Source organism: Streptomyces sp. NPDC002896, from assembly GCF_040295225.1.
GTDB lineage: Bacteria > Actinomycetota > Actinomycetes > Streptomycetales > Streptomycetaceae > Streptomyces.
In genome coordinates, this window is the sequence record NZ_JBEOVA010000004.1 from 390,135 (window position 1) to 401,569 (window position 11,435).

Genomic DNA, 11,435 nt, shown 5'->3' on the forward strand with positions numbered 1-11,435 from the left:
CAGCGGCGTTGCGGTCGGCAGGGTGGTGGTCAAGGTCAGCTTCCCCCCGGCCGGAAGAGCGAGCCTGCGGTGCGGAGCAGGATGCAGACGTCCTGCCAGAGCGACCACGTGTCGATGTAGTGGTTGTCGAAGCGCGCACGGTCCTCGATGGAGGTGTCGCCGCGCAATCCGTTGACCTGGGCGAGACCGGTGATGCCGACGGGCATACGGTGTCTGGCCCGGTAGCCCGGATAGGTGTGGGAGAACTTCGAGACGAAGTACGGGCGTTCAGGCCGGGGCCCGACCAGGCTCATGTCCCCGCGCAGTACGTTCCACAACTGCGGCAGTTCATCGAGGGAGTTCCGCCGCAGCAGACTGCCGACGTGGCTCATCCGGTGGTCCATGGCGACACTCCACCGGGTGGCGGACTCGTACTCGTCCGCAGGGCGCAGGGTCCGGAACTTCAGCAGCGTGAAGGTACGACCGCCCTGCCCGGTCCGCTCCTGCCGGAAGATGACGCCTGGCCCGTCGGAGATGCGGACGGCCAGGGCGCAGAGCGCCATCACGGGCGCGGCCGCGAGCAGGGCGAGGACGGCCAGACAGATGTCGAGGCCGCGCTTGCTCCAGCGGGCTACGGGGTGGTGGAGGCGGGGATGCAGGGGCCGTACGGCGAAACCCCACAGATGGTCCGGCAGCGCGGCCGACGGTGCGGCCGGCTGTGCGGGGACTGCCGCGTCGACAACCCACATCTGTACGCCGTGCTCGGTGAAGAGCTGGACGAGCGCGGGGTCTTCGGGTTCTGCGTGGGCAGACCGCACGAAGAGGGCGTGGCGCACCGTGGTCTGGACGACGGCCCTGCCGATGTCCTCATAGGCGGCCAGGAGAGGCAGCACCGAGGCCTCGCTGTCGGCGGTGGCGGCCGGGCCGGATCTCACCAGGCCCACCGGGCGCATCCCGTATCCGGTGAGTGCGCGCAGCACAGAGCTGATCTGTTGGGCGGAGGCTCCATCGTCGACGATCAGCGTGGATCGGGTGTGCCGGGCGTCCGACCAGCGCTGGAACTGGTGGACGACGCTCCGGCCCGCGCAGCCGATGAGCGTCTGCGCGGTCACCGCGGCGGCCAGCGCCTCCCAGCCCAGCACGTGCTGAGGTCCGACAGCCGCAAGGCCCGCTGCCGCCATGCACCACAGGATCAGCGCATGGCCGAGCAGTGCGGGCAGTTCGAGAAGTGCCGACGTCGACAGCCGCCGCCGGTAAAGACCTCGGCGGGTGTGCAGCGCCACATGCAGCATCAGCAGCGGTACGAGCACGGCCGCCGGCCGCTGCGGCCCTGGCACCACAGCGGCGGTGAGGACCAGGGCGAGGACGTCGACGGCGAAGAGGGGGACGGCGGTACGGCGATGCCGCAACCGTCTGGGTCTCAGCGGCTCGGGCAGCAGGTTGTCAAAGGAGCTGCGCGGCGGGTGGACCGAGGGGGCCAGGCGCCGTACCGGAGTTGCCTGACCACCGACCTGGCCCACATGGGGAGCACGTGTGCTGTCCATCGTCATCTGCTGATGCGCTCCGTCGTCGTGAGTTGGGGCAGGCCGAGGAGCTGCCGGTACAGCTCCGAGACCGCGGTGACCGTGTACTGCACATCGAAGTTCGCCCGTGCATGGGAGCGGGCCTGGCGGCCCAGGGAGTCCCGCAGCCGATGGTTCTTCAGCAGCCGGCCGACGGCGTCCGCCAGCGCCCGCGGATCGTCCGGCGGTACGAGGCAGTGGCGGTCATGGCCCGGTGGCAGGCTCTCCCTGGCCCCGCTGACATCGGTGAGGACGACAGGGCGGCCACAGGCCATGGCTTCGAGCGGGGCCAGGGCCATGCCTTCCCAGCGGGAGGGCAGGACGACGACGTCGGCGGCCCGCATCCAGTCACGAGCGCCGTCGACCGCTCCGGCGAAGAGGACTCCGGATGAGGCGAGTGTCCGCAATCGCTCGCGGTCCGGGCCGTCACCGACCAGCACCAGCCGGGCGTCGGGAACCGCGCGGGCGATCTCGGGCCACGCCCGCAGGAGTACGTCCTGGCCCTTCTGCCGGCACAGGCGGCCGACGCAGACGACCACGGGGCCCTGCGCGGGGGTGCGAGACAGCTGAAGAATCGTTTCTTCTAAGGAGGGCGCCGTGGTGTCGTCGGCACCGAACCAACGAAGGTCGACACCGTTGCGGATCACCGTCCAGCGGGCGGCGATTCCGGCTGCTTCGCCGGCCCTGCGTTCGGCCTCGCTGACGCACAGGATGCACTCCGCCCACCGGGCGGCGTACCGCTCCCAGGCCAGCGCGACGCGCGCTGTCGCGCCGCCCACCGCCTCGAAGGACCAGGCGTGGGGCTGGAACACCGTCGGGATGCACCCACGCACAGCGAGCCGCGCGGCGAGACCGGCCTTGGAGCTGTGCGCATGGACCACATCGGGCCTTCTCACGCGGATCAGACGGGATACGGACGCCGTCTCCCCGGGCAGTCCGGGGCCCGGGGCGCGGCCGGCCTGCCATGCGTGGACCTCAGCGCCCGCGTCGGCGAGCGCCGATGAAAAACCGGTGCCCGGCGGACAGGCCACAACGACCCTGATTCCTTCCAGGACTTGGGCCCCTACGAGGTCGGTGACCACGCGAGCGACTCCCCCTTCCACCGGCTGAACCAGGTGAAAAACCGTCAGCCGGTGGTTCGCGGTTCTACTTTTTGGCAACAAGTGCGGCTCTCTTTGTACCTGGCCCGGCGATCGGGCACCGAGGAGCGCGGGAAGAAACGTTTCAGCGTCGCGAATCCGCTTGTACGAAGAGTGCGCCGAGGAAATACTCGCCACTTTCGGCGGAGAAGCGGAAGTTCAAGCTGTCCCCGCCATGGGAGAGAGCAGGCTTCAGGTCGAATACGTCGGAGTCATATCCCAGAGTATTCACATAATCGGGCTGCCGTTTGATCACAGGGCGACCGAAATCCGTGATGGTCGAATTCATCACATTGTTCGCCGGATTAGCGGAATTGCTGAGGCTGACCGGCCGGAATCGACCTGTGGTGACGCTCAGCGCGTCGCCCTTCACGGAGCGGTCCCCGTCGTACGAGACGACGCCGGCCCGACCGGTTGCCCCGGCGGGGATGTCGAGACCGGCCAGCTTCACGGACTGAGTCCTACCGGCCGCGCCGAGCGTTTCGAATCCGTCCCAGACGGCGAGGTTCCGCAGCGGTTGCTGCTCGTTCTCATAGGCGACCACGAGTGTCCAGCCGCCCCAGGCGCCGACCGCCGAGTGTCCCTTGGCGACATTGATCTGGGCCACGGTGTACCGGCCTGCCTCGCTCTGGCGTACCAGCGGAGTGACATCGGCCGAGGCCTGGAACGCATCGCTGCCACCGGCTGTGCGGTGGGCGACAGGGGTGTCCGCCAGCACCTCCTTGTACTCCCCACCCGGCTCGGCGAAGAGCACCCGCCCGTTGTCCTTGGGCGGCTTCTGCTCACCGACCCGCAGATTGCCTCCCCAGTACAGCCGGGCGTAGCTGACCCGGGAGTGGGCCGGCAGGGCCAGCTCGGCGCGGCTCGAGTTGTAGGTGTTGGGGTCGTCGTCGACGTCGGTGTAGAGCATGTCGAAGTCGCCGTTGACGCCCTCCTGTGCGCCTCGCTGAACCTCCGCGCACGAGGCGGCCGCAGGATCATGCGCGACCTGACAGGTGATGGCGGAGTTGGCGGCCCGGACAATCCCGCCGCGCTGTACCGAGTGATAGCGCTGCGTGAAGGGGATCCTGGCTGATGTCTGCTCTGATTCCCTCCCCGATTCCCGCGGAACAGAGAAGGCAGGCGCCGAGAGAAGCGTGGGCGAAAGCGTCACGTATGACAATACAACCAGGGCATACCGCACAGCGAGACCCGTCGACTTTCCCATGACCGCTTCCCTTTTCGCTCAAAATGACCAAGCAGTAGTGCACTTTGTCAGAGAGCAAGTTGGAAAGCACGCAAATCTCACTCGTGCCGCCATTTGGAGGGCGCCCGGAAGCGCCGAAGGCCTAGGCGTTACTGGGCACGACGCACCGCTCCGGGCCCGGAGACATCCCCCGGATGATCGTGTCCTTGATTCGGCCGGCGATCTGTACGCAGCCGTCCTCGCGCATCACCGTGGCCCCCACTGCAGGGCGGCACCGATGCCCGAGTGTGCCTACAGGCTCCACTGGCGCAGTTCGGCCGCGATGTCGTGCAGGGTGGCGTCGCCGTTCTTCACCAGCTGGGCCAGGTCGCGGACCTGCTCCGGCGGCGTGACGACCTTGAGGCCGCTGGCGACGAGATAGGCGTACGCGACGGCCGACGCGAACAACGCGTTGGAGCGTTCGAGCGCCGGGATGTGCAGCAGGAGCTGGAGGAGCGCTGCGGCCCGGGCGTGCGGGTTGTCGTAGACGGGGATGCCGAAGATCTCCGCCTCGTGCCGGCTGACGGCGGCGACGAGGGCGCCCCAGTCGGTGACCTGGGGGTCTCCGGGAGTCTTCTGTTCGGCGATCATGAGGAGCCAGGCAAGATCGATCTTCACGTTCAACGGCTCAGCGACGACCTTCACGCTCCGAGCCGAACTCCTCCGCGAAGACGGATTCGTACTGCTTCATGAAGTCGGACGCCGCCTCCACGAACGTGTGCCCGACCTCGCCGGTGTCCTGTTTGACCAGTTCTTCGATGTAGCGGTTGACGCTCATCCCGCGCGCGAGTGCGCGTTCGCGCGCGGCCCGTGCGGTGTCCTCGTCCACGCGTACGTTCAACTGGGTCTTGGCCATACTCCGAAGCTAGCGCGCACCTGCTAGCACCGGCAAGAGCACACAGGGCCATCGTGAAGGTGCCCCTTACATACACCTCGGGGTCACCGACTTCGGACGGATACCAAGTGTGCGGCGCCTCACACTACGCTCTGTCGGCGTAGGGGAAACGGACGGCCACGACAGGAGGCGGCCTTGTCCACACCGGCTGCAGACACGGCTCCAGACCGCGCGGACGCCGACGGGGTCGCCGCCCGTGCCCGCGCCCTGACCAAGGCGTACGGATCCGGCGAGACGACGGTGCGCGCACTCGACTCGGTCGACGTCGACATCGCGCGCGGACGCTTCACGGCGGTCATGGGCCCGTCCGGCTCCGGAAAGTCGACGCTGATGCACTGCCTGGCGGGGCTCGACACGGTCTCCGCGGGCCAGGTGTGGCTCGGCGACACCGAGATCACCGGCCTCAAGGACCGCGAGCTGACGCGGCTGCGCAGGGACCGGATCGGCTTCATCTTCCAGTCGTTCAACCTCATCCCGACCCTCGACGCCGCCGAGAACATCACGCTGCCGATGGACATCGCGGGCCGCACCCCCGACCCCGCCTGGCTCGACCAGGTCATCGACACGCTGGGGCTGCGCGACCGACTGGGGCACCGGCCCGCGCAGCTGTCCGGCGGACAGCAGCAGCGCGTGGCCTGCGCGCGGGCGCTCGCCTCCCGTCCCGAGCTGATCTTCGCGGACGAACCCACGGGCAACCTCGACTCACGGGCGGGCCTGGAGGTGCTGGGTTTTCTGCGCGAGGCGGTCGACCAGCTCGGTCAGACGGTGGTGATGGTGACCCACGATCCCGGCGCGGCCGCCCACTCCGATCTGGTGCTGTTCCTCGCGGACGGCCGGATCGTCGACGAGATGCCGGAGCCCACGGCGGAGGCCGTACTGGAACGCATGCGCCTCTTCTCCGGGGGAGGCGCGCAGCCGCCCGGCTTCGACACCACCCGGACGGCGGGCGGCTCCAGCGATGTACTCGATCCCCTGCGCAAGGACTGAGGCGGGCATCCGTGCTGAAGGCGACGCTCAGGAGTTTCCTCGCGCACAAGGGGCGGCTGCTGCTCTCCGCGCTGGCCATCGTGCTGTCGGTGGCTTTCGTCTCGGGCAGCCTGATCTTCTCGGACACGGTGAGCCGGACGTTCGACCGGCTCTTCGCCTCCACCGCCGCGGATGTGAAGGTCGGTCCGAAGGAGGACCTCAACGAGGCCGTGCCTTCGGGGAACATCCCGACCGTCCCGGCGGATCTCGTGGACAAGGTGGCGAAGATCGACGGAGTCGCCGCCGCCCATGTCGACGCCGAGGTCGAGAACATCACGGTCGTCGACGACAGGAACGAACCCGTGGGCCCGACCACGGGCGCCCCCACCATAGCCACCAACTGGTACGTGACCGAGCGCAGCCCGGTCGAACTGACCTCGGGTCATGCACCGCGAGGCCCGGGCGAGGCGCTGCTCGACGCGGACACCGCCGAGAAGAAGCATGTGCAGATCGGCGACACCCTCACCGTGCTGGCCGCGCCGGGCTCGTTCAAGGTCGAGGTCGTCGGCATCGCCACGTTCACCACCACCAATCCGGGCGCCGCGCTGGTCTTCCTCGACACGCCGACCGCGCAGAGCAAGCTGCTGGGCAGCGAGGACGTGGCCACGGGCATCTCCGTGGACGCGGCCCCCGGCGTGAGCGACAAGGAGCTCAAGGCGCGCATCGCCGGTGTGCTGGGCTCGACGTACGAGCTGAAGACCGCGGGCGAGGAGGCCGAGTCCTCCGCGGCCCAGCTGGGCGGCTTCCTCGACGTCATCAAGTACGTGATGCTCGGCTTCGCGGGCATCGCCGTGCTCGTGGGCGTCTTCCTGATCGTCAACACCTTCTCGATGCTGATCGCCCAGCGCACCCGTGAACTGGGGCTGCTGCGTGCGCTGGGCGCCGACCGGCGGCAGGTGCGCCGGTCCGTGCTCACCGAGGCGCTGCTGCTGGGGCTGGTCAGTTCGACGGTCGGCCTGGGCGTCGGCATCGGGCTGGCCTTCGGGCTGATCGCGCTGATGGGCCAGATCGGCATGAACCTGAAGTCCACCGAGATGGTGATCGGCTGGGCCACACCCGTCGCCGCATACGTCGTCGGGGTCGGCGTCACGTTCGTCGCGGCGTACCTTCCGGCCCGCAGGGCCGCGCGGGTCTCGCCGATGGCGGCCCTAGCCGACGCCGAGATCGCCGATGCGGGGCGGCCGCTCAGGCTGCGTGCGGTGCTGGGTTCGGTGTTCGCCGTGGCCGGCGGCGCCGCCCTCGTAGGCTGCGCGTCGGCCGACAAGACGGGGCAGGCCGCACCGCTGCTCGGGCTCGGCGTCGTGCTCACGCTCATCGCCACCGTGATCGCCGGTCCGCTGCTCGTGCGTCCGCTGATCCGCGTGCTCGGCGGCGCGTTTCCCGCGCTCTTCGGGCCGGTGGGCCGGATGAGCCAGCGCAACGCGCTGCGCAACCCGCGTCGCACCGGCGCGACGGCGGCGGCACTGATGGTGGGGCTCGCCCTGGTGGGCGGCATGTCCGTGGCGAGCGCGTCGATGACCAAGTCCTTCGACCAGCAGATCGACAAGACGCTGGGCGCCGATTTCATCGTGCAGAACAGCAACTTCACGCCGTTCCCGAGGGAGATCACCGACAAGGTGCGCGCCACCGACGGGGCGGGTCTGGTCGTGCGCCAGCGCTTCGCACCCCTCGCGGTGCGGCTCCCGGACGGCAAGCGGGTCGAGTCCACAGCCTCGGGCTACGACGCGCAGCTCGACGACGTCGCCCACATCACGTACGCCGAAGGGGACACGGCCACCGCCCTCGCGTCCGGCAGCATCGCCATGGACGGGGACTTCGCCAAGGAGCACGGCGTGCGGGTCGGCGCCACGCTGCCGGTGGAGTTCCCGGCCGGACGCACAGCCGACCTGAAGGTAGGGGCGCTCACCGACCAGGGCGGCTCGGACAGCTTCGGCATGCAGGGCGGGATCTTCATGGGCCTCGGCACGCTCGAGAAGTACGTCCCCGGCGGCCAGGATTCCGCGCTCTACGTGAACGCCGCTCCGGGCACGGAACCCGACACCCTGCGCGCGCGGCTCGACAAGGCCCTCGACCCGTATCCGCAGGTCCAGGTCCGTGACCAGGCCGACTACAAGGACCTGGTCCACGACCAGATCGCGGTGATGCTCTACCTCGTGTACGCGCTGCTCGGGCTGGCGATCATCATCGCGGTGCTCGGGGTCGTCAACACCCTGGCGCTGTCGGTCGTCGAGCGCACCCGCGAGATCGGACTGCTGCGCGCCATCGGGCTCGGCCGCCGCCAGCTGCGCCGGATGATCCGGCTGGAGTCGGTGGTGATCGCGGTGTTCGGCGCGGTGCTGGGCCTCGGCCTCGGGCTGGTGTGGGGTGTCGCCATTCAGCAGGTGCTGGCGCTCGAGGGCATGACGGCGTTCGCGATCCCGTGGGGGACGATCGTCGCCGTCGTGGTGGGTTCGGCGGTCGTCGGCATCGTGGCGGCACTGCTGCCCGCGCTGCGCGCCTCGCGCATGAATGTGCTGGCGGCCATCGCGCACGAGTGATGTACTCGCGACCAGTACGCCCGATCAGCCCCTCAAGTCACCTATGAGTCCTCAAGTCACCTAGAAGTGAGGAGAGTTCATGGCGCGGCCGTTCCGTTTCGGCGTCAACCTGTTCAGTTCCGTCCCCGGTGACGAATGGCGCAAGAAGTGCCGCCGGGCCGAGGAGCTCGGATACGACGTGATCCTGGTCCCCGACCATCTGGGCTTGCCGGCGCCGTTCCCCGCGCTGGTCGCCGCGGCCGACGCCACCGAGCGGCCGCGCGTCGGCACGTTCGTGCTGAACGCGGGCTTCTGGAACCCCGCGCTGCTGGCCCGTGAGGTGGCCACCACGGACGCCCTGACCGGCGGCCGGCTCGAACTGGGGCTCGGCACCGGATACGTCCAGGCCGAGCACGACACCGCGGGCCTGCCGTACGGATCACCGGGTGAACGCGTCGCGCATCTGCGGCACACCATCGAGGAGCTGGACCGGCTTCTGGTCTCGCCCGAACACCAGCCGCAACCGGTGCAGAAGCCCCGGGTACCGATCCTGATCGGCGCCAACGGCGACCGGATGCTGAAGCTCACGGCCGAACACGCGGACATCGCGGCGTTCACGGGCGCGCGTTCGGTGCCGGACAGCACCACCGGCACGCTCGCCCCGATCACCGCCGAGGAGCTCGACGAGCGCGTGGCGACGTACCGGCGCCTCGCAGCCGGGCGCGCCGAGCCCGCCGAGCTGAATCTGCTCCTTCAAGTCGTCGCCGTCACCGAGGACCGGCGGGCCGCCGTGCAGGAGGCCCTGCCGCACCTACCCAATCTCACCGAGGAGCAGGTGCTCGCTCTGCCGATCATGGCGGTCGGCACCCTGGACCAGATCACCGCCCAGCTGCGAGCACAGCGCGAGCGGTACGGCTTTACGTACCTGACCGTTCTTGAGCCGTACATGGAGGCGTTCGGGGCGGTGATCGAGCGGTTGCGCGGGGAGTGATCTGCGCAAGGGCGGGGCGATGACCGGTCGTACGGCTGCGGTCAGGCCGTCGAACGGGCAGGGATGTGGCCGACCGCCCGCATGCCGGAAATGCTTCTGCGGGAGCCGCCCCGCATGACGCGGGCGGTGCCGGTGGCCGGACCGGCCGGATCGTTCTTCGGTCTCGACGCCTCAGGCCCCGCACCCGGGCCCCAGCCGGGTCGCCGCCTCCGTCGTCGCGCCGGTCTTCGTTCTTCCGCCGGGTCGCGCGGCGGGAAAACGCCTGCCGCGCGTCAGCGCGAGCCTCCACCGCGTGGGTGGCGAGGGTCATGGCCGGCCGGCGTCCTGGCTTCGCCGCCCCGCCTGCCGGTGCTCCGGCAGGCGGGTGGCGCGGTGGGGTCAGCCGCGCTCGCCGCTGTGGAAGGGCTCCTCCCGGCTCAGCGTGGCCGGCGGTGTAGATGGTGTTGCCGTGGAAGGGGCCCGTCGCCGCCGGCCGCCGCCATGGGCTGGACTACCGGCATGATGTGTCCGAGGTCGCCCACGTCCGTGTGCGCCGCCGCGCATGGCCTGGTCGATCCCGGCCGACGCGTCGGCGGTGGGCCGTGGGGGCGCGGCAACCGTGATGTCTGGCTACGTCACCACTGGTAGGGGAGGAACTTTCCGTCGAGGACCACCACGACGCGGTCTCCTGCGGGGTCGGGGACGCGCTGGACGTCGAGGCGGAAATTGATGGCGCTCATGATGCCGTCGCCGCACTGCTCGTGGATGAGCTCCTTGATCGTCGGCCCATAGACCTGCAGCACCTCGTAGAACCGGTAGATCGTCGGATCCACCGGGACAGCGGCGTCCAGCGCACCACGGGTGGGCTGGAGCTGGAAGGCCTCGGCGGCGTCCTTGCCGAGGTCGAGAAGGGACGCCGCAGCCTCGGCCTCCGCCGGACTCATCGGGTGCTGGCCGAGGAGGGCGGCCGTGGTCCAGGCGACGGGCCGGCCGGCCGCCTCGGCGAGTTGAGCCCAGGTCACCCCGAGCCGCGCCTTGGCCGAACGGACCGCCGCCGCGGCTTCCTGCTTGGTAGTGATCATCTGCTGCTCCTCATGTCGATAGCCCCGAGCGCTTCAGAGGCGCCGGGAGGCATGGGCGCCCACGACGCGCCAGCCCTCGGGCAAGCACTGGCGGATGGAGTTCCTGGTGACGATCTCGGTGCGGCCCAGCGTACGGTCCAGGCCTTGCGGGGAGCGGGAGCGCCGGAACGCCTCGATCTCGGCGTGGCCGAACACGTGCAGGTGCAGTGATGGCGGCTGGACTGGAACGTCTCCCTGCCCAGGGGTTCACTCGCGGCTTGCGCGAACCCGGGACCAAGCTCACCCCTCTCTCGATGCCTCGGCACGGAAACCGTTCGCCAGACAGGCCGGCGCTCTGCTTGGCTCGCCCCATGAGCGATCTTCACATCCGCTGCGCCACCCTCGCGGACATCGACACCGTGCTGCAGTTCTGGCGCGAAGCCGCGGAAGGAACGAGCATCAGTGACGACTACGACGGCGTGGCCCGACTCATCACAACGGACCCCGAAGCCCTGCTCCTCGCAGAGCGCGACGGCCTCCTCACGGGAACCGTCATAGCCGGCTTCGACGGATGGCGATGCTCCGCCTACCGACTGGCCGTACGCCCCGACTGCCGCCGCCAAGGCATCGCCACCGCCCTGATGCAAGCGGCAGAACAACGATTCAGCACCCTGGGAGGGCGACGGGTCGACGCCATGGTCCTCGAAGTCAACGAACGGGCACACCACACCTGGGCCGCGGCTGGCTACCATCGCGAGGACCACTGGCGGCGCTGGGTCAAGCCACTGTAAGCACCGGCAGCACTCCCGGAGGTTTGTGAGCCGCCAAGATCCGATGGCCGGCGCCGCCACTTGTACCGGCTGGCAGTGCACCGGAGCACCGCCGCCAAGGGCTCGGCGCTGCCGGCCCCCGCGGAGGAGCGGTTCGTAGGGCTCGGCGGCCGCCGTGGCGACGCGATGGTGCTGCAGCGGAACGAGACAGCGCGCCACGCCTGACAGGCGACGGAGGAGGCGCGCCAGGGGAACACGCGCACCACTTTGCCGATCCTTTACCATGGGTGGG

General features: G+C 69.6%; 12 protein-coding genes. 5 read left to right on the forward strand and 7 right to left on the reverse strand.

The annotated features are described in order from the left end of the window. Window positions 1-35: 35 nt before the first annotated feature. From ABT009_RS08890 to ABT009_RS08910, 5 genes are all read right to left on the reverse strand, one after another. Window positions 36-1,529 (reverse strand): exopolysaccharide biosynthesis polyprenyl glycosylphosphotransferase, encoded by a 1,494-nt coding sequence (locus ABT009_RS08890; RefSeq protein WP_351291087.1) that lies wholly within the window; start codon window positions 1,527-1,529, stop codon window positions 36-38. Beyond that, on the reverse strand, window positions 1,526-2,644 hold the full coding sequence (locus ABT009_RS08895) for a glycosyltransferase (RefSeq protein WP_502989837.1): 1,119 nt from the start codon (window positions 2,642-2,644) through the stop codon (window positions 1,526-1,528). The genes ABT009_RS08890 and ABT009_RS08895 overlap by 4 nt, the downstream gene beginning before the upstream one ends. A gap of 121 nt (window positions 2,645-2,765) precedes the next feature. Next, window positions 2,766-3,887: a DUF3344 domain-containing protein gene (locus ABT009_RS08900; RefSeq protein WP_351291090.1), complete on the reverse strand. Its 1,122-nt coding sequence runs from the start codon at window positions 3,885-3,887 to the stop codon at window positions 2,766-2,768. Between the two features lie 270 nt (window positions 3,888-4,157). Continuing rightward, entirely contained in the window at window positions 4,158-4,496 is a 339-nt protein-coding gene (locus tag ABT009_RS08905; RefSeq protein WP_351291339.1) for a fic family toxin-antitoxin system, toxin component, read from the reverse strand. A 37-nt stretch (window positions 4,497-4,533) separates the two neighbouring features. Further along, window positions 4,534-4,761 (reverse strand): antitoxin, encoded by a 228-nt coding sequence (locus ABT009_RS08910; protein WP_351291092.1) that lies wholly within the window; start codon window positions 4,759-4,761, stop codon window positions 4,534-4,536. 174 nt (window positions 4,762-4,935) lie between these two features. On the opposite strand from ABT009_RS08910, the gene ABT009_RS08915 reads away from it, so the two are divergent. The 3 genes from ABT009_RS08915 (at window position 4,936) to ABT009_RS08925 (ending at window position 9,333) form a co-directional block, all read left to right on the forward strand. After that, window positions 4,936-5,787, forward strand: a complete 852-nt coding sequence (locus tag ABT009_RS08915) for an ABC transporter ATP-binding protein (protein ID WP_351291094.1) — start codon at window positions 4,936-4,938, stop codon at window positions 5,785-5,787. An 11-nt stretch (window positions 5,788-5,798) separates the two neighbouring features. Then, window positions 5,799-8,363 (forward strand): ABC transporter permease, encoded by a 2,565-nt coding sequence (locus ABT009_RS08920; protein ID WP_351291096.1) that lies wholly within the window; start codon window positions 5,799-5,801, stop codon window positions 8,361-8,363. A gap of 79 nt (window positions 8,364-8,442) precedes the next feature. Further along, complete coding sequence (locus ABT009_RS08925) at window positions 8,443-9,333, forward strand: LLM class F420-dependent oxidoreductase (RefSeq protein WP_351291098.1); 891 nt, start codon at window positions 8,443-8,445, stop codon at window positions 9,331-9,333. Window positions 9,334-9,947: 614 nt separating this feature from the next. Here the strand turns inward: ABT009_RS08925 and cynS are convergent. Together cynS and ABT009_RS08935 are read right to left on the reverse strand one after the other, a co-directional pair. Then, a complete protein-coding gene (cynS, locus tag ABT009_RS08930; RefSeq protein WP_351291100.1) occupies window positions 9,948-10,394 on the reverse strand; it encodes a cyanase in 447 nt (148 codons plus the stop codon). 33 nt (window positions 10,395-10,427) lie between these two features. After that, window positions 10,428-10,589, reverse strand: coding sequence for a nuclear transport factor 2 family protein (locus ABT009_RS08935; protein WP_351291102.1), 162 nt, complete (start codon window positions 10,587-10,589; stop codon window positions 10,428-10,430). 155 nt (window positions 10,590-10,744) lie between these two features. Here ABT009_RS08935 and ABT009_RS08940 point away from each other — a divergent pair, with 155 nt between their 5' ends. Both ABT009_RS08940 and ABT009_RS08945 read left to right on the forward strand, forming a co-directional pair. Continuing rightward, window positions 10,745-11,164 (forward strand): GNAT family N-acetyltransferase, encoded by a 420-nt coding sequence (locus ABT009_RS08940; protein WP_351291104.1) that lies wholly within the window; start codon window positions 10,745-10,747, stop codon window positions 11,162-11,164. A gap of 75 nt (window positions 11,165-11,239) precedes the next feature. Continuing rightward, window positions 11,240-11,368, forward strand: a complete 129-nt coding sequence (locus tag ABT009_RS08945; protein WP_502989838.1) for a hypothetical protein — start codon at window positions 11,240-11,242, stop codon at window positions 11,366-11,368. Window positions 11,369-11,435: the final 67 nt, after the last annotated feature.